Below are 21,980 nucleotides of genomic sequence, written 5' to 3' on the forward strand. Positions count from 1 at the left end.
TGGCGCGCTAGAGGGCGCGCACAGACCAGCCGTGCCCCGGAAGACGGGACGGTTTTTTGGCGGTGTTGGCCACGGCGGCGCTCATGCGGCCACATCGCCCATCGGCGGGCGCGCGGTCAAGCCTGGGCGGTCTTCGCAGCCGCCTTGGCGCCGGCGCCGGCCCGTCGGTTCGTCTCCGAGAGCAGGAAGACCGAGAGGAAGGCGACGCCGCAGAGCACGGCCCAGTAGGCGGAGATCGCCATGGCCGAACGGTAGTGCTCGTAAAGCGCGGTGGAGATGATCGGGGCGAAGGCGCCGCCGAAGATCGCGCCGAGCTGGTAGCCGAGCGAGGCTCCGGAATAGCGCAGCTCGGTGGAGAACAGCTCGGTCATCAAGGCGGCCTGCGGGCCGTACATGAAGTTGTTCAGCGTCAGGCCGACCGCCATGGCGACCAGGATCAGCGGGAAGGCGCCGCTGTTCAGCAGCAGGAAGAACGGCACGGACCAGGCGCCGCAGAGCAGGGCGCCGGCCATGAACACCCCGCGCCGGCCCATGCGGTCGGAGAGCGCCGCCATCAGCGGCAGGAAGGGCGCGGAGATCAGGCTCCCCAGCATTACCGCCCAGAGCACGCTCGTGCGCGGGACATGCAGGGTCGTCGTGGCGTAGGCCACCGCATAGGTGATCATCACGTAGAAGGTGCCGTTGGCGGCCACGAAGGCGCCGGCGCCGAGCAGGATCTCCTTCGGGTGCTTCACCAGGGCCTGCAGGATCGGCGAGCGGCGCCGCTCGGCCTTGTCCTCGGCCTGCTCCAGCGCCCTGAACTCGGCGGTGTCTTCCAGCATCAGGTGGACGTAGAGCCCGAGCCCGACCAGCAGCACCGACAGCAGGAAGGGAATGCGCCAGCCCCAGGCCTGGAACGCTTCGGGGGCCAGGTTGGCGGTCATCAGGAGGAAGATCAGGTTGGCGGTGGCGACGCCGGCCGGCACGCCCATCTGGGCGAAGGAGCCATAGAAGCCGCGCTTGCCGGGCGGCGCGTTCTCGGTCGCGATCAGCACCGCCCCGCCCCACTGGCCGCCGACCGCCAGGCCCTGGGCGAAGCGCAGCAGGATGAGCAGCATGGGCGATATCCAGCCTGCCGTGGCGTAGGAGGGCAGCAGGCCCACCGCCGTGGTGGCGAGGCCCATCAGCATCAGGGCGGTGACCAGCGCCTTCTTGCGGCCGACGAGGTCGCCGAAGTGGCCGAACAGCACCCCGCCGACCGGCCGGGCGATGAAACCCACCGCGAAGGTGGAGAAGGCGGCGAGCTGGGCGACGAACGGGGGCAGGGAGGCTGCGAAGAACAGCTTGGGGAAGACGAGGGCCGCGGCGGTCCCGTAGATGAAGAAGTCGTACCATTCGATGCTGGAGGCCGCGAGCGAGGTCATGGCGACGCGCGCGATGCTGGTCTTCGGCGCTGCAGCGGCCGCGGTCATCCTGGTCTCTCCCCGAACGGTCGGCAGGTTCGCGCCCGCACGAATTTGAACGGACGGTAGCTTCGCCGGCGCGTCGGGGAAAGGGCCTGGCGGACTGGCCCCTCCCCACGCGACGCAGGGAGGGGTCCGGGTTCAGACTAGTGGGCGGGCGCCGGCGCCTTGCTGGCCTGGGCGGCCAGCTCGGCCAATCGCCCGTGCAGCTCGGCCATGTGGTCGAAGTCCGCCTCGAAGGCGCCCAGGCCCTGGGTCAGGCCGCGGATCTCGGCGATCAGGTCCTGACGTTCGCTCTGCGGCAGGAAGGCCTCGATCCGCTCCCAGCCGCGCCAGTCCTCACGCGGTCCCAGGCCGAGGATCTGGCCGCGCCGGGCGGTCAGGGCCGAGGTGACATTGGAAGCCGCTGGGCTCGGCGAATAGACCACCAGCTTCTCGATAGGCTCCAGAAGGATTGTGCCCGCCGCCGCCAGCGCCTCCTCGATGGCCAGGCGACCGACCGTGCGGAAGGCCATTTCCGAGCTGTCGACCGAGTGGGTCTGGCCGTCGGTCAGCGTCACCTCGAGATCGGTGACCGGAAAGCCGAGCGGCCCCTTCGCAAGTCCGTCGCGCACGCCGTCCTCCACCGCCGGGATCCACTGCCGGGGCACCGCCCCGCCGACCACGCGCGAGGTGAACTGGAAGCCGGAGCCGCGGGGCAGGGGCTTCACCTCGATGGTCACGTCGGCGAACTGGCCGTGGCCGCCGGACTGCTTCTTGTGCCGCGAGCGCTGGGTGACGCCTCGCTGGATCGTTTCGCGGTAGGCGGTCCGCGGCTGCTCGGTGTCGATCTCGACGCCGAACCGACGTCTCAGGCGCTCGAGGGCCAGGCGGACGTGGCCCTCGCCCTGGCCGGCCAGCAGCACCTGCTTGTTTTCGGCATCGTGGGTCAGCAGCAGGCCGGGGTCTTCCTCGACGAGCTTGCCGAGGGCGGAGGAGAGCCGCACGTCGTCCTTGTGGTTCTTGGCCGAGAGCGCCACGGCGAAAAGCGGTCGCCGCGCGTGTGCCGCGGCGCGCCCGCTCTGCGGCTTGCCGGTCAGCGACAGGATCTCGCCGGCGTGGGCCTGCTCCACCTTGCCGATGGCGCAGATGTCGCCCTCAGGCGCGCTGGCGATCTTGCGGGAGGCCCCGCCTTGGACCGCGAACAGGCCGGCGGCCCGCGCCCTGTCGCCGCCGGGCAGCGTCAGCTCGGCGCCGTCGGCCAGGGCCTGGCCGAACACCCGGGCGTAGGTCAGCTTGCCGGACTGGCCGGCGTAGGCGGTCTTCAGCACATAGGCGCCAGGGCCCTCCAGCCCGAGCCGCTCGGCCGCGCGGGCCGGCGGCGGCGTCTCGTGGCGCAGGGCCTTGAGCAGACGGCGGACGCCGAAACCGTTGGCCGCCGAGCCGAAGAACACCGGCACGATCAGCCCCTCGTTCATCTCCTTCACCAGGTCGGCGAACACCGCGTCGCGGCTCGGCGTCACGTCGGAGAGCAGCTGCTCCAGCAGTTCGTCGTCGAAGTCGGCGATCTGCTCCATCATGTGGAACCGCGCCTCGGCCTCCTGGCTCGCCAGGTCCTCGGGGATGTCGATCTGCTGCGAGGGCTCGCCGGGCCGATAGACGAAGCAGCGCTCGAGCGCGAGGTCGATGAAGCCGGTGGCCTTCTCGCCGTCGAAGGTGGGGATCTGGCGGGCGACGAGCGGCGCGGCGCTCACCGCGCCCAGCGCCTCCAGCAGCCCCTGAAGAGAGCCTCTCGCCTGGTCCATCTTGTTGATGAACAGCGCGCGGGGAATGTTCAGCCGCTCCAGCTCGCGCAGCGTCGGCTGCAAGAGCGCGGCCTTGGCGGGGTCGGGCTCGGCCACGACCACGGCGAGGTCGACGGCCGGCATGGCGCGGTCGACGTCGGCGCAGAACTCCAGCGATCCGGGGCAGTCGACGACCTGGTAGTGGTCGCCCATGAAGTCGAAACCCGCCAGGTTCAGCTCGACGGAGTGACCGCGGGCGCGGGCCTCGGGGCTGGCGTCGCCGACCATCTCGCCGCCGGTGCGCGCCACCGCACCCGTGACCTGCAGCAGGGCCTCCATGAGGGTGGTTTTTCCGGAGCTCGTGGGGCCCGCCAGCGCAAGCGCCCGGACGGACCCCGCAGATTGGATAGGCATGGTCGTTCTCCCATCACCTCAGGCGCCACAGACGCCCCCGAAGGTCTCGGGATCGAACGCATCCATGGCGCGATGAAGAGCGGTCGCGTGACCAACCAACTCTGCGCGCAACCGCCCAGATGGATGAACCCTATGCCCGGATCGGCGGGCCGGGTTTCACGACTTCGCGATTGGCGGCCTAGGCCCTGAGGGCCGGGCGAACCTGGTTGCGGCCGGGCTTGGCCTTGATCGGCGGCGCGGGGATCTCGGAGGCGGCGCCGTATCGGAAGCCCTGGGCGAGGTCGACGCCGGCCGCGCGGACGGCCGCCTCGGTCTCCTGGGTCTCGACCATTTCGGCGAGGGTGCGGATGCCGAGTTCGCCGCACATCTTGACCAGGTGCTTGACGAAGGTGGCCTCGCGCCCGCCGCGCTGCAGGTCGCGGATGTAGCGGCCGTCGATCTTCACCACGTCGAGGCCGAGCTGCTGCAGATAGGCCAGGGACGCCGCGCCGGCGCCGAAATCGTCGAGACAGATGTGGCAGCCCTCGCCCCGCAGCGCCTGGAGATGGCGGTCGGCCGTGCGCAGGTCCTCGATCGCCGCGCTCTCGGTCAGTTCGAAGAGCAGGCGGCCGCGGACGTCGGCGTGGGCGCCGATCAGGCGGCAGGCGGCCTTCACATAGGCCGGGCTCATGATCGTGCGCCCGGAGACGTTGACCGCGAGGCTGAGCGCCGGGTCGCGGGCCATGGTGGTGACCGCCTGTTCGAGGACCGCCAGGTCCAGCGGCTCGATGAGGTCCATCTCCTCGGCCATGCGGATGTGCGGGAAGGGGCTCTCGTCCTCGCCGAAGCGGACCAGGGCCTCGTAGTGGTGCAGCCCACCGTCCTTCAGCGACACGACCGGCTGGAACGCCAGGCGGAAGTTGCGCTCGCGGATCGCCTCGCCGAGGGCGCCCACCTCGCCGATCGTGCGGTGCACGGCCCGGCTCAGCACCTCCGAGAGGTTCTCGGCCGCCTCGCCGGCCAGGCCCTCGCGCAGGAAGGAGTCCAGGGAATAGCGCAGCGCCCGCATGGCCCGCTTGGAGTCCGCCTCGCCCTTCATCGGAATGACGTTGGCCGCGGCGGTGATCTTCTCTTCGAGGCCGGCGTCGAGCAGCTTCGCCATGCGGCGGACCAGGGCCTCGGCCGCCTCGCCGCGGCTGCGGACCAGGGCGAAGCGGTCGTCGCCGAGCTCGGTGGCGGCCTGGCCGCCGTGCGCTTGGGCGCGCAGCACGCCGGAGAGCCGCGTCTCGAGGTCCTTGCGCTTGTCGGGGGCGGCCTTGTCGCGGGCCGCGCCGATGCCGGCCAGCTCGACCATGGCCAGCTCCAGCTCGGCCCCGGTGGAACGGGCGGTGTTGAGGAGGGTGCTGGCCAGCTGCTCGAAGGTCTCGCGGTCGTGCAGGGCGCCGGCGGGAGGCGCCGCCTCGGGCGCCGCGCGGGCCAGGGCGCAGGAGATCGCGCCCTTGTTCTGCGGCAGGCGGAAGGCGGAGAAGGCGGCGGCGCGCGGAACCCCGTCGTCGCTGGCCAGGCGCACGATCACCGGACCGCCGCGCTGACCGGCCTCCAGGCCATCGAACAGGGCCTCGATCATCGGCCGGTCGCCGGCCTCGACGAAGTCGCGCCAGCCGCGGCCCACCAGGTCGGCGTCCGAGGCGCCGGACAGGGCCTCGGCGGCGCCCACGGCGAAGGCGATCCCCCCGTCAGGGGCGATTTCGAGCAGCAGGTCGGCGTTGGCAAACGCGAACCCCAGCAGCCGATGGGACCCGATGTTCACCAGGTTGCCCCCCGTTCCAGTTTCTCGCCGAGGTTAAGTTTAAAATGTAGAAGCTTAACCCGCAGTTGAGCGGCGCCCCCAAGGGCGTCAGGCGGCTTCGCCCTGCTTTCCGCGGCGGTGCTGAAGCTTTCGCCGGCGGTCCTGCAGGACGCTGAACAGGCGCATCCGCTGATGCTCGCCCGCGGGCAGGGCGATGCGGCTGTTCTGTATGGTGAGGTCGTTGTCGGCTTCCTTGGCCAGCCGGTCCATGGCCGACGGATCGATCCGCCAGAGCAGGTCGATCAGGTCGGCGACGAGCAGCTCGAGCGTCGCCACGCGGGCGATCAGGTCGTGCTTGCTGGTACGGATTTCGTCGGGCATGGCCGACCCTCGGTTACGCTTACAATTCGTGCAACCATGCCGCTCAGTCCTTAAGGCTTTCCATATCGGAGGCCCCCTGGGCGGTAAAAATGACCCCTGGGGAGTCGTGGTGGGAGTCATCGTGAAGTCGCCGTGCGCCGCCGTCTGACCGCCCGCGTCCTGCTGTTCGATCCGCAGGGGCGGCTGCTTCTGATGAAGGGCCGGCTGGCCAGCGACCCGGCGGCGCCCGGCGCCTGGTTCACGGTCGGCGGCGGCGCGGACCCGGGCGAGAGCGTGCTGGAGACCGCGGCGCGCGAGATCCGCGAGGAGACCGGCTTCGAGGACTTCGAACTCGGGCCGGTGGTCTGGCGCCGCGAGGGGGCGCTGCCGCTCGGTGCGGAGACGGTCTGGATGGACGAGCACTACATCCTGGCCCGCTGCGCCGGCGGCGATCCCGTCCGCCACGGCTGGCAGCCCGACGAGCATCACCTCATCGACGAGATCCGCTGGTGGACGCCGGCCGAGCTGAAGACCACCGCCGACCACGTCTTCCCGCCGGGCCTGGCGGACCTTCTCGACGAGATCCAGGCTGACCCGGCCGAGCCGCGGTGGATCCCCTGGTAAGCGTCACAAATCGCGGTCACGATCCGGGCAGACAAGACGGGAGGGCGCCATGATCGCCGCACTGTTCGCCGCCGCCCTGGCGGTCTCGGCATCCTGCGATCTGGAGCATCCGTCCGGCCGGCCGGGCTGCACGCGCGCCGCCGTGGACGCCTTGCCGATGAACCGCATCCAGACGGTCGGCACCCACAACAGCTACAAGATCGCCACCGCGCCCAAGGAGATGGCCAACATCCGGCGGGCCAACCCCAAGGCCGCCGACACCCTCGACTACGGCCACATTCCCCTGACGCAGCAGCTCGAGGCCGGTGCGCGCCAGCTCGAACTGGACTTCGTCTACGATCCGCAGGGCGGCCGCTACCTGACGCCGCTGGGCCGCAGGATGGCGCCGGACACCACGCCTTACGACCTGACGCCGCTCGCACGGCCGGGCATGAAGGTCATGCACGTGCCGGACCTCGACTACCGCTCCGTCTGTCCGCTGCTGGTGGACTGTCTCAGGGAGGTGCGCGCCTGGTCCAGGGCCCATCCCCGGCACGTGCCGATCCTGATCATCTTCAACCTCAAGCAAGACCAGCTGAAGATCCCCGGCGCGGTCTCGCTCCTGCCGTTCGACGCCAGGGCCATGGACGCCATCGACGCCGAGATCCGTTCGGTCTTCTCCGAGGCCGAGCTGATCACACCCGACCGGGTGCAGGGCCGCCATACAAGCCTGCGGGAGGCCGTGGCGGCCGGCGGCTGGCCGCGGCTCAAGGCCGCCCGCGGCAAGATCATGTTCGCCCTCGACGAAGCGCCGGAGGTGGTCGCGCTCTACCGTGGAAGCCGAAGGTCTCTCGAGGGACGGGTCTGTTTCATCAACACCGACGAGGCCTCGCCGGCTGCCGGCTACATCACCCTCAACGAACCCATCGAGCTTAGCGATCGCATCGCCAGGGCAGTGAGGCGCGGGCTGATCGTCCGGACGCGGGCCGACGCCGACACGGTCGAGGCGCGGACGGGCGACAGCGGCCGCCGCGCGGCGGCCTTCGCCTCCGGCGCGCAGTACGTCTCCACCGACTACATGCAGCCCGATCCACGCTTCGGAACCTACGAGGTCCACCTGCCGGGTGGCGGCATCGCCCGGCCCGATCCGGTGCGGCCTAGCGGGCCCTAGTTCGGATCGGCGGCGGTCGCCGCGGCCGGCTGGGCGGCGTCGGACGCCGCCGCCGGAGGCGCTGGCGGCGGCGGCGGGGCCGCGGCCTGTTGGACGGGCGCCTCGTCCTTCGTCTTGCCGCCGCCGAAGATCTTCTTGAGCCTGCGCACCAGTCCGCCGCCGAGCCTGTTGCCCACCAATCCTGCGGCCGCGCCGCCGAGCGGTCCGCCGGCCGCTGTGCCGGCCGCGGAGGCGAGCACGCCGCCGACGGTGGAGCCTGCGGTCTCCGCCAACCCTGGCTTCTTGGGCGCAGGCTGGGCTGGCGTCGCTTGCGTCCCGGCCGGCGCCGGCGGCGGGGCGGGGTCGCCCGGCCGGGGACCGGCGGGCGCGCCCGGCTCGGCCGCCGCAGGCGGGACAATCAGGGGCGGCTCGGTCGTCTCGGTTGCGGACGTCGGCGTCTCGGGCGCCGCGGGGACCTCCTGCGCCCAGGCGGCGGGCCCGGCCGCCCATGCGGCGGTCGCAGCCAGGATCAGGAACCTGCGCATCAAATCACTCCTCGGCGGCCCTTGGAGGGTCTTGAACGTGCGGGCTCTCCCCAAGTTCAGGGAGCAGTTCAGGCCGGCGACGGTGGCGGCGGGGCGGGACTCGGCCGATGGTTCGTCCTCATCGAGGCTCGGGGGAGCACGGCATGGCCGAGGCCCAGGCGCATCGGACGCGCGGCGTCTGGCGGATCTTCGCCAGCCGGCCTCGCCTGTTCGGCGCGGCGATGATCGGCGCGGTGACGGGACTGGCGCTCGCCAAGTTCCAGCCAGCCCTGCCCGCCGTCACCGACTTCGTGGTCGGCTGGGACTTGATGTGCCTGGCCTTCATGCTCTCGGTCACCGGGGCGATGATCGACCACAGCCCGGACGACATCCGCGCCCGCGCCGAGCGGGAGGACGAGGGACGGGGACTTATCCTGGGCCTGGTGCTGGTGGCCGCCGCGGCCAGCGTCGCGGCGATCGGCGCCGAGCTCGGCCTGGCGAAGACCGCCCATGGCGTGCTCAAGGCCGCCGACGTGACCCTGGTGGTGGGCACGGTCGCCCTGTCATGGCTGATGGTGCAGCTCGTCTTCGCCCTGCACTACGCCCACGAGTACTACGACGAGAACGAGGCCTGCGAAGGCCATGACACCAAGGGCCTGGCCTTCCCCGGCGGCGAGACGCCCGATTACTGGGATTTCATCCACTTCTCGATCGTGGTCGGCGTCGCGGCCCAGACCGCCGACATCGCCTTCACCTCCAAGGGGATGCGGCGGATCGGCACTGTGCACAGCCTCGTGGCCTTCGTCTTCAACACGGTGATCGTGGCCCTGACGATCAACCTCCTGGCCGGTTTGTTCTGAGACGCAAAAAAAGGCCGCGGAACCCGCGACCTTCACCGCACGCGCCCAGCCAGCTGCTCCTGGGCCATGGCGCGCGGCGTCCGTTCAGCCGTGAAGAGAAAGGGCGCTTCCCTTTCGGAGAAGCGCCCTTCGAAAGCCCTAGTCCTGAACCCGGAGGTTCGTGGCCGAGGTCTTGCCCGACCGGCGATCCTGCTCGAGGTCGTAGGCGACCGCCTGACCCTCGTTCAGACCGCGCAGGCCCGCCTGCTCGACGGCCGAGATGTGCACGAACACGTCCTGGCCGCCGCCTTCGGGCTGGATGAAGCCGAAGCCCTTGGTCGGGTTGAACCACTTGACGGTGCCGCTGCCCGAACCCGCCACTTCGCCGCGGGGCCGGTCGAAACCGCCGCCGCCGCGCGGACCGCGGTCGAAGCCGCCGCCGCCGCCGCCGAAGCCGCCCGAACGCGGGGGCCGCGAGCCGCCGCCGCCGGAGGGCGCCGGGCCATGGCCGGTGACCACCAGATTGCCGGCCGCCAGCTTGCCGCTGCGCCGATCCTGTTCCAGATCGAACTCGACCGTGTCGCCTTCATTCAGGCCGCGCAGGCCCGCCTGTTCGACCGCCGAGACGTGGACAAAGACGTCTGCGCCGCCGTCGTCCGGTTGAATAAAACCAAAGCCCTTAGCGGTATTGAACCACTTGACCGTGCCGCTCGCCATTCGTGTGCCTAACCGAGATAGAAGTCCTGCGCCGCGTAGCGTCGTATGCGCCGCCCCGGCCGACAACGTGTCGAGCCGTTCATGCGTTGTAACCGCGGATGACGCATCAGGCCAGCCGCGCCGTGACAGAAGAACGCAATCGGCCTATCAGCGTCGGCTCTCATTCCGTCGGGGAAGGACTGCGGATTCGTGAAAAGCATCTGTGTTTATTGCGGTTCTTCCCCCGGTAACGACCCTGCTTTCGTCGAGGAAGCAAAGCGTGCGGGACGTGCGATCGCCGAGCAGGGACTGACCCTCGTCTATGGCGGCGGCCGTGTCGGGCTGATGGGCGAGGTGGCCGACGCGGCCCTCGCGGCGGGCGGCAAGGTGGTCGGGGTGATGCCCGCCGACCTTGTCAACCAGGAGATCGGCCACACCGGCCTGACCGAGCTGGTGGTCGTCAACTCGATGCACGAGCGCAAGTGGAAGATGGCCGAGCTCGGCGACGCCTTCCTCTCGCTCCCCGGGGGGCCCGGCACCTTCGAGGAGTTCATCGAGCAGTGGACCTGGGCCCTGCTGGGCTTCCACTCCAAGCCGTGCGGATTCGCCAACGTGAACGGCTACTGGGACCTCTGGCGCCAGACCGTCCAGCAGATGGTCGACAAGGGCTTCGTCGCCCAGCAGTACGGCGACATGCTGATCTACGAACCCACCACCGAGGCCGTGATCGAGCGGTTCCGCGCCTATGTCCCGCCGCCGCCCAAGTGGGGCGTGGCCAAGGTCGAGCAGCGCTACTAGTCCGCCCGCGCCAGGCGCTGGAGGGCCAGGGAGGCGCGGAAGCCGCGCACCGCGGTCAGCAGGGCGAAGACCGGCGCCAGGGCGATCGCCGGATGGCGGGGCAGCGAGGGCAGGGCCGCGAGCCCTGTGAGGACGGCGAGGTCGAGCACCAACAGGCAGGTCCAGACCGCGCTCGTCCGCCGCGTCAGGGCAAAGGCGATCAGGGAGACCGCCGTAGCGGCCGCGCTGAGGCGGAGCATCGGCGAGCCGAGCCCCTGCCGTGCGAAGGCGAGGGCCGCCACCCCCCAGATGACGACCAGGGCCGCCGCCGCCATCTGGCTCGCGCCGACGCCCCTCTGGGCCTGGTAGGACGTCTCGAAGCGGACCGTGGGGTCGAGCTGGGCGTAGATCTGGGACATGACGGCCCCCGGTTGGTGCAAGAGGCGGAAACAATCCCAGGTCGCGGTGAATCGGCCCCCAACGAACGTCGTTAAACCCTGCGTTCCGTCGCCTCGCCGCCTGGTCTAGCGTGCGAGTCTGGGGGACGCCGCATGACGACAGCTATCGACGCGCCGGAGCAGCCGGCCGGACATGCGCCCATGGGCGTGCTCGGCGCCACGGCCGTGGTCGCCGGTTCGATGATCGGCTCCGGGGTCTATCTGCTGCCCGCCACCTTCGGGCCGCTGGGCTCGATCTCGATCCTCGGCTGGGGCGCGGCGACGGCGGCGGCCCTGGCGATCGGCGGCATGTTCGCGAGCCTCGGGGCCGCCGCGCCCGAGGCGCGGGGCATGGCCGGCTACGTCCAGGCGGGGCTCGGCCGGTTCGCCGGCGTGCTGACCACCGTCATGTACTGGAGCCTCTGCTGGTTCGGGAACGTGGCCATCGCCCTGGCCGTCGCCGGCTATGCCGCCTTCTTCGCACCGCCGCTCGCGTCTGCAGGGCCAAGGCTCGCCGTCACCCTGGCGGCCATCTGGATCTCGATCCTCGCCTGCTGGGTCGGCCCAAGGCTTGTGGCGCGGATCGAGGGCCTGACCCTGCTGGTCGGTCTGGCGCCGGTGGTCCTGGCCGCCACCCTCGGCTGGCTCGCCTTCGACCCGCACGTCTTCCAGGCCTCCTGGAACCCGCAGGGCCTGGGCGTCGGCGCCGCCCTGCGCGGCTCGGCCCTGGTCGCCTTCTGGGCCTTCCTGGGCGTGGAATCCGCCGCCGCCGTGGCCGGCGTGGTGCGCGATCCCGCCCGCAATGTGGCCCGCGCCACCCTGGCCGGCGTGCTCCTCGCGGCGGTGATCTACATCGCCGCCTGCACGGCCCTGATGGGACTGATGCCGGCGATCCAGCTGGCCCGCTCGTCCGCCCCCTTCGCCGACGCCGCCCGGGTGCTGATGGGCTTCGGGGGCGCCGCCGTCATCGCCCTCTGCGCGCTCGCTCGGGCCGCGGGCTGCCTCACCGGCTGGACCCTGGTGGTCAGCGAGACCACCCGCTCGGCCGCCGACCAGGGCGCCTTTCCCGAGGTCTTCCGCACCCGTCCGGGGGAACGGAGTTCCCTGCGCAACCTGCTCGCGGCGGGGCTGCTGATGAGCGCCGTGGCTGCGGCCACCGTGACGCCGGAGCTCGGCGACCAGTTCGGCCGGCTGGCCAATGTCGCCGTGCTGCTCAGCCTCTACTGTTACGTCCTGGCCGGCGCGTCCCTGATCCGGCTCGCGCCGCGTCCGCTGCCGGTGATCCTGGCGCTGGCCGGCATGGGCGCCAGCGCGCTGCTGGTCGTCACCGCGCCGCGCGAGGATCTGCTCTGGAGCCTCGCCCCGGTGGTGGCGGGCGCGGCGCTCTATCTTCCGCTGCGCCGCCGGCGGTCGTAGAACTGCGCCATGCTGGCCATCGAACACTATCTCGGCGACGCCGCCATGCTCGTCGACCGCACCAACATCCTGCGCCGCACCTGGCAGTTCCTCGGCCACGAGAGCCAGATGCCGCAGGCGGGCAACTATCTCGCCGACGTCATCGGCGGCGCGCCGGTGGTCGTGGTGCGCCAGGAGGGCCGGGCCCTGGCGGGCTTCCACAACGTCTGCCGCCATCGGGCGGGCGCCCTGGTCGCCGACGGCTCCGGACATTGCGAGGGGGCGTTCACCTGCCGCTACCACGGCTGGAAGTACGCCTTCGACGGGCGGCTGCGGAACGCGGTCGATTTCGGCAAGGCGCCGGGATTTGACCCGCGCGACTACGGCCTCTTCCCGATCCGGGTCGAGACCTGGCGCGGGCTCGTCTTCGTCAACCTCGACCTGGGCGCCGCCCCGCTGGCGGACCTCGTCGCGCCGCTCGACAAGCACGCCCTGCCGGACTTCCCGCTGGTCGAGCGCCGCACCCACCACATCCGGTGCAACTGGAAGACTTATGTCGAGAACTACCTCGAGGGATACCACCTGCCGATGGTGCACCCCGAGTTCGACCAGGACATCGTCGTCGCCGACTACCGGATCGACATCGAGGGGGAGGTGATCTTCCACTCGGCGCCGGCCCGCGACGGGTCGGTCAACGCCGGCTTCTGGGCTTGGCTGTGGCCGAACCTGGCGATCAACACGTACCGTCACGGGTTCATGGTCGAGCGGATGACCGCCGTCGGCCACGACGAGACCCGTCTCGACTACTTCTACTTCTTCGATCCCGCCCGCAGCCAGGAGCTGGCGGACATGTTCGTGGTCTCCGACCGCGTCACCGGACAGGACAAGCAGATCTGCGAGGAAGTGCACCGCAACCTCTGCGCCGGGATCTACACCGGCGGGGTGCTGTCGCCGAAGCACGAGCAGTCGATCGCCTGGTTCCAGGACCGGGTGGCGCAGAGCGTCGGCGCAGCGCGCCCCGCCAAGCTGCTGGCCGAGGCCTCCTGAGCCCCACTCAGTCGGGGTTGCGGAGGGAAAACACGATGTCGGTGGCGGCCGGGTTGAGGAAGTCCCGGCCACGCTCGGCGACGCACTTCAGGAACGCCGCCGAACTCGCCTTCCCGGGCAGCATCCAGTCGTGCAGCTCGATGGCGATCGCCGGGAACAGATCCACCCAGGCGGTGTCGCCGGCGAACAGCTCGGTCTCGGCGCCCTCGATGTCGATCTTGGCGAGCAGCGGCGCGGCTCCTTCCCCATGCTCGCGGAGCAGGGTGGACACCGAGCAGGCCCGCACCGCGCCGAGTGCGGCGCCGTGCTCGCCGCCCGGGTCGGCGCTCACCGCCCGATAGGCGTCGGTGGAGCGGCCCGGATCGAAAAGCTGGACCTCCCCGTCCGTCGCCGCCACCGCGGCCTGGACGCAGCGCACCTGCGGATAGGGTCGCACGTTGCGCTCGAGCAGCGCGAAGTTGCCCGGCTCCGGCTCCACCGCGACGATGCGCGCCTCGGGGTAGCGCCAGGCGAAGAACACGGCGCTCGCGCCGATGTTGGCCCCCGCATCGAGGATCAGGGGCGTCTTGCCGGCCGCGACCAGCCGGCCGTAGGTCGCGTCGATCGCCTCGCGGCGGGCCACCGGATGCCGGCTCAGCCGGTAGGGGTGCTTGGTCCAGGTCTCCTCGAGCGTGTAGCGGTCCTTGGTCCCGTCGCGGTAGGCCATCACCACCGAGCGGTCGCCGAGGTGAATGGTGAGCTCGCGGATCGCGCCCCCCTCGTCCTGGTCCGCCCCGCTCATCAGAGCTCCAGCCGATAGACTCGCGTCGCCGTGCCGGAGAACAGCGCCGTCTTCTCCTCGGCCGAGGCCCCGGCGGCGATCCGCTTCATGGCGTTCCACAGGGTGGCGTAGTCGCAGCTGCCGATGTCGACCGGGAAGTTGCTCTCGAACATGCAGCGCTGCGGCCCGAAGGCCTCGATGCAGGTCTCGATGTAGGGCCGCCATTCGCCTGCCAGCTGCTCGGAGGAGGCCGGCGGGTCGCTAAGGAAGGAGGGGAAGTTGCAGAACGGCATCGCCAGGCCGCCCAGCTTGACGTTCACGTTCTCCGACTTGGCGAGCGCGCGGATGTTGTCGCGCCAGATGTCGAAGCGCTCCTCGCGCCGGCCCTCGTAGCTGGCGATGCCGAGCGGCGTGCCCACGTGGTCGAGGACGATGGTGGTGTCGGGGAAGGCCCGGGCGAGATCGATCACTTCCGGCAGCTGCGGCTCCAGCAGCCAGGCGTCGAACGAAAGACCCAGGCGCGCGAGATGCCTGAAGCCCTCGCGGAAGCGGCTGTCGCGATAGAGTCCGGCCGGATAGCGCGCCAGCGGCCCCAGCACCTTGGCGTCTTCGTCGAAGGAGGCGGAGTTGCGGATGCCGCGGAAGCGGCCGTTGCCGGCGGCGATGTGGGCCTCCAGCACCTCCGCGACCCGATCGCCGAGGGTGAGGTCGGCGCGACTGACGATGCCGGCGCAGGCGCGGATCGGGCCGAACAGTCCGCTGGCCGACATGGCCGCCACGCCGTTGACGAACTCGGTCTCGCCGACGCCGCGGAACTCCTCGGGGCCGTAGCTGCGGTACATGGCGCCGCATTCGACGAAGACCGTGGCGATCACGTTGTGGCCGGCGCCGCGAGTGTCGGCGATCAGCTCGTCCAGCAGGTAGCGCGGCACCCCGCGGACCACGCGCTCGAAGGCGTGCGACGGAGGCGGGGCCTCGGCGACGGCCGGCGCCGGCCGGACCCAGAGGTGGTGGTGCGGATCGACGATCGGCAGGTCCGGATCGAGGATCGGTTCGGCCTGAATGGAAACCTGGGTCATCGCGCCCTCGCTGATTGGTCGGGCGCCAGCCTAGCGGGCCTCGGCGGGCAGATCGATGTCCGCCGCGCAATCCGCGTAGCGAAGCTTCCGCTGGGAGAGGGCGTGGCCGCTCAGGCGGGCTCGACGACCAGGGCGCCGGCTTGCTCGGCGGATGCGGCGGGGGTGGCCGCCGGCGCATGCGCGGTTTCGCTCTTGGCGTCTTCCGCGGCCAGCACCTGATCGCTGCGGCCCCAGCGCACCCGCGCCCAGGCCTGCTCGTGGAAATAGAACAGCATGATCTTGGTGAAGGTCTCAACCGAGGCGATGGAGGCCGCGAACACCAGCTTGCCCGTGATGAAATAGCTGATGACGAAGGTGTCGATGCTGCCGAGCACGCGCCAGCTGACGGCCTTCACAAAGGACCGGGAGTGGGCTTCGGGCGCACGCAGGAACATGGCTTCCCTCCGAGAAGATGGCCGAGCCTAGGTGCCACCTTACACGAATTTTGGCGCGCGAGTTATTCCCAGTCAGCCGATAGGTTTTCTTATGGGCTCGCAGCGACGGCCGGCCGGATGCAACGCGCGGTCGTGGCGCTGCACGGACCGACTCGTTAGCCTGCTTGAGTCGGGAGACCGCTGTTCTGCGGCGGGCTCGGGGCGGAAGCGGCGTTCGGGGGAGGGCGCCGCCTCGCCGGAGGGCGGCATGCGAACCAGACGTCGGTCCTGGTCATCGGAAGAGCTGCGCCGGCTGGACGCCGAACTCGGCGAGGCCGCGCGCGGCGCGCGCGTCTCGGGCCGGGTGTGCGATCCGGGGTGCGCGGTCCGCTGCGCGATCTGCGGCTCGACGATGTGCGAATGCGCCTGCACCCCCGAGTGCCCGCAGGCGTCGGCGGCGCTGTCGGTCGATCCGGAGCTCTATCCGATCGAGCCGGCCATGACGCCGCTGGTGTTCGAGATGAAGCGGCTCGGCGTGTTCGAAACCTGCTGGTCGTGCGAGGGCCATGACGCCCCGGACGGGCGTCTCTGGAAGACACCGTCCCTGTGGTTCTACGCCCGCTCGCAGGCGCACCTGCGGCTGCTCGCCGGCGGCCTCTCGGCGCTAGCGATCGAGGGGAGGCTGTCGCGCCCATGGCGGGTGTTCGTCACCCACTCCGAGTACGACAATCCAGACACGATGTACGCGCTCGAGCCGGTGCTGGAGGGCGAGGCTCCCCCGTCGCTCGCCGCCCTGCAGGGTGACCTGCGCCAGATCGCGGCCGCGCTCCCGCGGATGATCCGCGAGGAGGCGGCCAGGATCCGGCCGGCTTCGGCCTAGGCGCTGGCGCCCTGGCCGCCGCCCGCGCCGCGACGCCGGCGGCGCCGGGGACCGCGGTAGCCGTCGGCCTTCTGGCCTTCGGCCGCCCGCGCCGGGCCGCCCTCGTGGCGATGGCCGGGCTTGGGGGCGCTGTGGTTGCGGTTGGGCTTGGGCTTGTGCTCGCCGCGGTGCGGCTGGGCCTGGCCCTGGCCGCGGCTCCCCTGCGCACGACCGCCCTGAGGTCGACCGCCTTGGGTCCGCTCGGGACGCTCGGCCCGCGTCGGCTCCGGCATGGCGGCGGTCGCCGCGCCGAGGTGGCGATCATTGCGCCGGTCGAAGGAGGGGATCCGCTGGCGGGTGACCTTCTCGATGTCCTTCAGCAGGCCGCGCTCGTCGTCGGCGCAGAACGCGACGGCCGAGCCGTCGGCGCCGGCCCGGGCCGTCCGGCCGATGCGGTGCACATAGGCTTCCGGCACGTTCGGCAGCTCGAACTGGACCACATGGCTGACCGCGTCGATGTCGATGCCGCGAGCGGCGATGTCTGTGGCCACCAGGGCGCGCACGTCGCCGGCCTTGAAGGCGGCCAGGGCGCGCTCGCGCTGGCCCTGGCTCTTGTCGCCGTGGATGGCGGCGGCGTCGATGCCCACCTGCTCCAGCCCGCGGGCCACGCGGTCGGCGCCGCGCTTGGTGCGGGTGAACACGATCACGCGCTTGAAGCTCGCATCGTCGAACAGCTCGGCGAGCAGGGCGCGCTTGCGCTGCTGCTCGACGAACAGGACCTTCTGGTTGATCCGCTCGACGGTGGTCGCCTGCGGCGTCACCGACACCTTCAGCGGGTTGGGATTGAGGATCTCGCCGGTCAGGGCCTCGATCTCCGCCGGCATGGTCGCCGAGAAGAACAGGTTCTGGCGGCGCTTGGGCAGGAACTTCACGATCCGGCGGATCGGCACGATGAAGCCCATGTCGAGCATCTGGTCGGCCTCGTCGAGGACGAAGGTCTCGACGCCCTCGAGGGTCATCGACTTCTCCTGCAGGTGGTCGAGCAGGCGGCCGGGGGTGGCCACCAGCACGTCGACGCCGCCCGCCAGGGCGCGCATCTGTCCGCCGTACTTCACGCCGCCGAACACCACCGCGACGCTGATGCCGAGGTGGCGGCCGTAGGCCTTGAAGCTCTCGCCGATCTGGGTCGCGAGTTCACGGGTCGGGGACAGCACCAGCACCCGGGCCGAGCGGCGCGGGGCCGGGCGGCGGTCTTCCGCCAGCCGGTGCAGGATCGGAAGGGCGAAGGCGGCGGTCTTGCCGGTCCCGGTCTGGGCGATGCCCAGCAGGTCGCGGCCGGCCATGACGCCGGGAATGGCCTGCGCCTGGATCGGCGTCGGCTGGGTGTAGCCCTCGTCCGCCAAAGCCTTGAGGAGCGGCTTCGCGAGGCCGAGGTCGGTGAATTGGGTCAAAACTGTTGGATCTTTCGCGTATGCGCGATGCGCGGCCGCCAGCCAAAGGGCCGGGGTCGCGGAAAGCGCGGGGTCTATGGAGAGCGCCCCGCGTGATGGGCGATCGGATGGTCTTCCGACGGCGCTCGACAGGCTGGACCGGATGCGGTCCCACGCGGCTGGAGCGCCGAAAGCGTGCCGGATGAGCCCGGACGCGGGGCTCACATCGTGGCTCGGCACGGTGAAGTCAAGTCGCGGCGACCATTCGGCCGCGGGCTGTCTCTTGGATGTCGCAGGTGCGAAGAAGGGGCCGGCGCGGACGCCGACCCCTTCCGAAATCCCGTGGCGTCTCGCCTCAGGCGGCGCGCAGGTCGGCGGCGGCCATCTTGCCGCTGCGGGCGTCGCGCTGCAGCTCGAAGCTCACCTTCTGGCCTTCGTGCAGCGAGGCCATGCCCGCGCGCTCCACCGCCGAGATGTGCACGAACACGTCCGCGCCACCCTCGTCGGGTTGAATGAAGCCGAAGCCCTTGGTTCCGTTGAACCACTTCACAGTACCGGTCGTCATAGTGCCTGTCCCTTTCCGGACATCGTTGCTCGCAAGCCCAACCTGGGCGTGGAGATCAAATTTTCGGAGAGGGTCTGAGGCGGAAGTGGAGCTTGGATTCTGGATCCAGTCCGGAAGTCGCCGATCCTGAACGATATTCGATGGGCGCTATAATGGAGTCAAGCTTCCGAAGTTGCAAGTTTTATTCGGATAATTCTCACCGGAGAGCCCGCTTTTCGTGCTAGACGCTGCACGAAATCGGATCCAGTCGCCTCGGCCCTGGTTCTCCAGGTCAAGGAGCCTTCCATGCGCGACATTCCCGACCGGGCGGTCTTCACCATCATGCGCCACGACGGTCAGTGGGCCGTCGAACACGAAGGCGAATACTTCGGACATTCGCCGGAGAAGGAGGTCGCCAAGGCGGCCGCCCACCGCCGCGCCCGCGTCGCCCAGGACGGCGGCCGGCCCTGTCAGGTGCGCATCCACGGCGAGCAGGGCTTCTACGCCCAGGCCTGACGCCTCCCCTGAGAAGTCGCGGGGAGATTCCGCGGGTTTGCGACGTGCGGCGGGCGCCACTAGGGTCCCGCCCCCATGCGTCGCCGCCTCCTGATCCTCGCCGCCGCCGCGGCCCTGCCGTCCTGCGCGCTCGCTGCGTCCAAGCCCGCCGAGGTGGGTGGGGTGACGGTGGTCGGCCGCGCCCCGCTGTCGGGCGCCGAGACGGCGGCGGAAGACGCCATCGGCGCGGTCACCACTCTCGGCTCCGACGATCTTCGCCCGGGGGCCGGCTCGATCCTCCTCCAGGCTCTGGAGCGTCAGGCGCCCGGCGTCAGCCTGACCAACGCCCAGGGCGAGGCCTATCAGTCGAGCCTCGTCTATCGCGGCTTCGAAGCCTCCCCCCTGCAGGGCGTGCCTCAGGGCTTGGCGGTCTATGTGGACGGGGTGCGGCTCAATTCCCCGTTCGGCGAGACAGTGAACTGGGACCTCGTGCCCGAGGCGGCGATCGCCGGCGTCACCTTGCAGGGCTCCGACCCCACGTTCGGGCTCAATGCGCTGGGCGGCTCCCTGTCGGTCCGGCTCAAGACCGGCTTCTCCGACTCCGGCGGCGAGGCCGAGGTCTCTGCCGGCTCCTTCGGCCGCCGCCACGGCGAGCTGCAATACGGCGCCGCCTCCGACCGCCTGGGCGTCTTCGTCGCCGCCTCGGCCCTGCACGACGACGGCTGGCGGCGCTTCTCGCCCACGACCCTGCGCCAGGCCTACGCGGGCCTGGGCTGGAGGGAGGGTCCGTGGAGCCTCGACCTCGGCCTGACCGCGGCCGACAACCGGCTCACGGGAAACGGCCCAGCGCCCGTCGAGCTGACGGCGGCCGACCGCCGCGCCGTGTTCACCCATCCGGACCGCACCGGCGACCGCTTCGGCCAGGCGCGGCTGGCCGCGAACTACCGCGCCTCCGACGCCATGTCGCTGCAGGCCCAGGCCTATGCCGGCCGCCTCAGCCAGCGCACGGTCAACGGCGACGCCACCGACGCGGCGCCCTGCGCGGCCGACGACGCGATCCTGTGCTTGGAGGACGACGGTCCAGTGCTGACCGACGGCTCGGGCGTGGCGATCCCCGCGTTCGACGGGGAAGGCCCCTACGCTGTGCTCAACCAGGGCCGGACGCGCACCGACCGGGCTGGCGGCGCCGTCCAGCTCGTCTCCACCGCGCCGCTCGCCGGGCGGCCCAACACCTTCACCGCCGGGGCCAGCCTGGATCTCGGCCGCACCCGCTTCGCCGCCTCGACCCTCATCGGGACCCTCACCGCCGATCGCGGCTTCGCGGGCCCGGGTGTCCTGGTCGACCAGGCGGGCGGCCCGATTGCGCCGGTCGCCCTGACGGCGCGGACCAGCTACGCGGGCCTCTACGCCACCGACACCTGGCATGCGACGCCGGCTCTGGCGCTGACGCTGTCGGGCCGCTTCGACCGGGCGCATGTGAAGCTGCGGGACCGCATCGGCACGGCGCTCGACGGCGATCACCCCTTCGATCGGTTCAATCCGTCGGCGGGCCTCACCTATGCGTTCGGCGGCGGGGTCACCGCCTATGCTGGCTACGCCGAGGCGAGCCGGACCCCGACCCCGGCGGAACTCTCCTGCGCCAGCCCCGCGGCGCCCTGCAGCCTGACCGACTTCTTCCTCGCCGATCCGCCACTGAAGCTGGTTACCGCGCGCACCTGGGAGGCGGGGCTGCGCGGCCGTCGCCGGACCGACGGCTACACTCTCACCTGGAGCCTCGGCCTGTTCCGCGCCGACACTGCGGACGACATCGCCCGTGTCGCCAGCGACGTCCGGGGCCGCGGCTACTTCGAGAACGTCGGCCGCACGCGGCGCCAGGGCATGGAGGCGCAGGGCCAGCTCGCTGCCGGCCGCTGGGGCGCCTTCGTCACCTACGCCTTCACCGACGCGACCTTCCAGACACCCCTGACCCTGACCAGCCCCGACAACCCCGCCGCCGACGCCGCTGGCCTGATCCATGTCCGGCCCGGCGACCGCATGCCCGGCGTCGCGCGCCAGCGCCTGAAGGCGAGCGTCACCTACCAGGCGCCGGGCTGGCGGGTCGGCGTCGACGCCGTCGCTTCCTCGGGACGGCCGCTGGCGGGGGACGAGGCCAACCTGACGCCCCAGGTTCCGGGCTACGTGGTCGCCAACCTCTCGGGCGCGATCCGCCTGGGCCAAAAGGTCGAGCTGTTCGGCTCGGTCGAGAACCTGGCGGACCGCCGCTACGCCACCTTCGGGACCTTCGCCCAGACCTCGTCCGTGGCCTTGAGTGAAGCCCCCGGCGCGGCGAACCCCCGCAGCCTGACGCCGGCCCCGCCGCGCACCTACGAGATCGGCCTGAGGGTCAGCTTCTAGCCAGAGCTTCTCGGGCCTGGCGGCGTTCGCTGAGCCAGACCCCCGCCGCCATCGCCGCCAGGATGGCCAGGGAGGCGGCGATCCGGTCGAGGGCGAGGCCGCCATGGTCGAGCGGCTTCGTCAGGGTGTCGCCGAGCGTCGCGCCCAGCGGGCGGGTGAGCACATAGGCCGCCCAGAACAGCAGCGGCTTGGGAATCCGGGTGAAGGCGTTGAGCGCGGCCACGAGGGCGATCAGGCCGGCGAAGATCAAGGCTCCCCCCTCGAAGCCTGCGCCGAGGTCGTCGGCGGTGAAGTCGCCGAGCGCAGTGCCGAGCGTGTTCGAGACCAGGATGGTCAGCCAGTAGAAGGTCTCGTTCGTGCGGCTCGTGATCCTGTCCACCGCGATGGACCCCGTCGTCCGCCGCCAGGCGAACAGCACGGCGATCACCCCGCAAAGGAGGATCGCCGAGGAGGCGACGTAGCCGAGGCCGAGCGTGCGGTCGAAATAGTCCGATGCGGTGGTGCCGACCGTGGTCGTGGCCACCACGCAGGCCCAGTAGGCGAGCGGGTGGAACCGGCGGCCCGCCACCTGCGCGGTCGCGGTCACCGCGAAGAAGGCCAGGAAGATGAGGGTGCTCACCGCGTAGCCGAGGCCGAGCTGCATGGAGAGCGCATCGCCACCCGTCTCGCCGAGGGTCGTGGCGAGAATCTTGATGGCCCAGAAGGCGAGGGTGACCCGCGGGACCTTGGAGAGGAGGTCGTCGTCTCTTCCCGGCATCGATTCCCTCCAGCCGCCGCGCCGATCGCCGCAT

At 71.0% G+C, this 21,980-nt stretch carries 22 protein-coding genes and 1 pseudogene; 9 read left to right on the plus strand and 14 right to left on the minus strand.

Annotation, left to right across the window (positions count from 1 at the left end; genetic code table 11):
* Positions 1–116: 116 nt before the first annotated feature.
* From DJ017_RS09225 to DJ017_RS09240, 4 genes are all read right to left on the minus strand, one after another.
* On the minus strand, positions 117–1,451 hold the full coding sequence (locus DJ017_RS09225; protein ID WP_111528441.1) for an MFS transporter: 1,335 nt from the start codon (positions 1,449–1,451) through the stop codon (positions 117–119).
* A gap of 137 nt (positions 1,452–1,588) precedes the next feature.
* On the minus strand, positions 1,589–3,619 hold the full coding sequence (locus tag DJ017_RS09230) for an elongation factor G (RefSeq protein ID WP_111528442.1): 2,031 nt from the start codon (positions 3,617–3,619) through the stop codon (positions 1,589–1,591).
* Between the two features lie 178 nt (positions 3,620–3,797).
* Positions 3,798–5,408, minus strand: coding sequence for an EAL domain-containing protein (locus DJ017_RS09235; RefSeq protein ID WP_111528443.1), 1,611 nt, complete (start codon positions 5,406–5,408; stop codon positions 3,798–3,800).
* Between the two features lie 87 nt (positions 5,409–5,495).
* Complete coding sequence (locus DJ017_RS09240; protein ID WP_111528444.1) at positions 5,496–5,768, minus strand: hypothetical protein; 273 nt, start codon at positions 5,766–5,768, stop codon at positions 5,496–5,498.
* Between the two features lie 132 nt (positions 5,769–5,900).
* Here DJ017_RS09240 and DJ017_RS09245 point away from each other — a divergent pair, with 132 nt between their 5' ends.
* Complete coding sequence (locus tag DJ017_RS09245) at positions 5,901–6,371, plus strand: NUDIX hydrolase (protein ID WP_165830581.1); 471 nt, start codon at positions 5,901–5,903, stop codon at positions 6,369–6,371.
* A 49-nt stretch (positions 6,372–6,420) separates the two neighbouring features.
* Positions 6,421–7,521 carry a phosphatidylinositol-specific phospholipase C1-like protein gene (locus tag DJ017_RS09250; RefSeq protein ID WP_111528446.1) on the plus strand — a complete coding sequence of 367 codons (1,101 nt, stop codon included), beginning with the start codon at positions 6,421–6,423 and terminating at the stop codon, positions 7,519–7,521.
* Here DJ017_RS09250 and DJ017_RS20075 read toward each other — a convergent pair.
* The gene (locus tag DJ017_RS20075) at positions 7,518–8,045 is read right to left on the minus strand and encodes a hypothetical protein (RefSeq protein ID WP_133255424.1); all 528 of its coding nucleotides are present in this window, start codon (positions 8,043–8,045) and stop codon (positions 7,518–7,520) included. The genes DJ017_RS09250 and DJ017_RS20075 overlap by 4 nt on opposite strands.
* Positions 8,046–8,188: 143 nt before the next feature.
* Between DJ017_RS20075 and DJ017_RS09260 the strand changes: the two genes are divergently transcribed.
* Entirely contained in the window at positions 8,189–8,884 is a 696-nt protein-coding gene (locus DJ017_RS09260; RefSeq protein WP_165830582.1) for a DUF1345 domain-containing protein, read from the plus strand.
* 138 nt (positions 8,885–9,022) lie between these two features.
* On the opposite strand, the gene DJ017_RS20790 is transcribed toward DJ017_RS09260, so the two are convergent.
* Positions 9,023–9,244 carry a cold-shock protein gene (locus tag DJ017_RS20790; protein ID WP_227000213.1) on the minus strand — a complete coding sequence of 74 codons (222 nt, stop codon included), beginning with the start codon at positions 9,242–9,244 and terminating at the stop codon, positions 9,023–9,025.
* Positions 9,245–9,373: 129 nt separating this feature from the next.
* Positions 9,374–9,580 (minus strand): annotated as a pseudogene (locus DJ017_RS20795) (cold-shock protein); the annotation flags it as partial.
* A 189-nt stretch (positions 9,581–9,769) separates the two neighbouring features.
* Between DJ017_RS20795 and DJ017_RS09270 the strand changes: the two are divergent.
* Positions 9,770–10,357: an LOG family protein gene (locus tag DJ017_RS09270; protein WP_111528450.1), complete on the plus strand. Its 588-nt coding sequence runs from the start codon at positions 9,770–9,772 to the stop codon at positions 10,355–10,357.
* Here the strand turns inward: DJ017_RS09270 and DJ017_RS09275 are convergent.
* A complete protein-coding gene (locus DJ017_RS09275; protein ID WP_111528451.1) occupies positions 10,354–10,755 on the minus strand; it encodes a hypothetical protein in 402 nt (133 codons plus the stop codon). The two genes, DJ017_RS09270 and DJ017_RS09275, sit on opposite strands and share 4 nt — an antisense overlap.
* Before the next feature lie 132 nt (positions 10,756–10,887).
* On the opposite strand from DJ017_RS09275, the gene DJ017_RS09280 reads away from it, so the two are divergent.
* A complete protein-coding gene (locus DJ017_RS09280) occupies positions 10,888–12,189 on the plus strand; it encodes an amino acid permease (RefSeq protein ID WP_111528452.1) in 1,302 nt (433 codons plus the stop codon).
* Between the two features lie 9 nt (positions 12,190–12,198).
* The gene (locus DJ017_RS09285) at positions 12,199–13,215 is read left to right on the plus strand and encodes an aromatic ring-hydroxylating oxygenase subunit alpha (RefSeq protein ID WP_111528453.1); all 1,017 of its coding nucleotides are present in this window, start codon (positions 12,199–12,201) and stop codon (positions 13,213–13,215) included.
* 7 nt (positions 13,216–13,222) lie between these two features.
* On the opposite strand, the gene DJ017_RS09290 is transcribed toward DJ017_RS09285, so the two are convergent.
* The 3 genes from DJ017_RS09290 to DJ017_RS09300 form a co-directional block, all read right to left on the minus strand.
* Positions 13,223–13,996, minus strand: coding sequence for an FkbM family methyltransferase (locus DJ017_RS09290; RefSeq protein ID WP_111528454.1), 774 nt, complete (start codon positions 13,994–13,996; stop codon positions 13,223–13,225).
* Positions 13,996–15,054, minus strand: coding sequence for an amidohydrolase family protein (locus tag DJ017_RS09295; RefSeq protein WP_111528455.1), 1,059 nt, complete (start codon positions 15,052–15,054; stop codon positions 13,996–13,998). The genes DJ017_RS09290 and DJ017_RS09295 overlap by 1 nt, the downstream gene beginning before the upstream one ends.
* Positions 15,055–15,164: 110 nt before the next feature.
* Complete coding sequence (locus tag DJ017_RS09300) at positions 15,165–15,488, minus strand: DUF2061 domain-containing protein (RefSeq protein WP_111528456.1); 324 nt, start codon at positions 15,486–15,488, stop codon at positions 15,165–15,167.
* 247 nt (positions 15,489–15,735) lie between these two features.
* Here DJ017_RS09300 and DJ017_RS09305 point away from each other — a divergent pair, with 247 nt between their 5' ends.
* Positions 15,736–16,347, plus strand: coding sequence for a hypothetical protein (locus DJ017_RS09305; RefSeq protein ID WP_111528457.1), 612 nt, complete (start codon positions 15,736–15,738; stop codon positions 16,345–16,347).
* On the opposite strand, the gene DJ017_RS09310 is transcribed toward DJ017_RS09305, so the two are convergent.
* A complete protein-coding gene (locus DJ017_RS09310) occupies positions 16,344–17,777 on the minus strand; it encodes a DEAD/DEAH box helicase (protein ID WP_111528458.1) in 1,434 nt (477 codons plus the stop codon). The two genes, DJ017_RS09305 and DJ017_RS09310, sit on opposite strands and share 4 nt — an antisense overlap.
* Positions 17,778–18,111: 334 nt before the next feature.
* Positions 18,112–18,321, minus strand: a complete 210-nt coding sequence (locus DJ017_RS09315; RefSeq protein WP_111528459.1) for a cold-shock protein — start codon at positions 18,319–18,321, stop codon at positions 18,112–18,114.
* A gap of 285 nt (positions 18,322–18,606) precedes the next feature.
* Here DJ017_RS09315 and DJ017_RS09320 point away from each other — a divergent pair, with 285 nt between their 5' ends.
* Both DJ017_RS09320 and DJ017_RS09325 read left to right on the plus strand, forming a co-directional pair.
* Complete coding sequence (locus tag DJ017_RS09320; protein ID WP_111528460.1) at positions 18,607–18,816, plus strand: DUF2188 domain-containing protein; 210 nt, start codon at positions 18,607–18,609, stop codon at positions 18,814–18,816.
* Between the two features lie 75 nt (positions 18,817–18,891).
* Positions 18,892–21,189, plus strand: coding sequence for a TonB-dependent receptor (locus tag DJ017_RS09325; protein WP_111528461.1), 2,298 nt, complete (start codon positions 18,892–18,894; stop codon positions 21,187–21,189).
* Here DJ017_RS09325 and DJ017_RS09330 read toward each other — a convergent pair.
* A complete protein-coding gene (locus DJ017_RS09330; RefSeq protein WP_111528462.1) occupies positions 21,179–21,946 on the minus strand; it encodes a COG4705 family protein in 768 nt (255 codons plus the stop codon). The genes DJ017_RS09325 and DJ017_RS09330 overlap by 11 nt on opposite strands.
* Between the last annotated feature and the right edge of the window lie 34 nt (positions 21,947–21,980).

The sequence above is a fragment of the Phenylobacterium soli genome, assembly GCF_003254475.1.
In the GTDB taxonomy this organism is placed as follows: Bacteria; Pseudomonadota; Alphaproteobacteria; order Caulobacterales; family Caulobacteraceae; genus Phenylobacterium; species Phenylobacterium soli.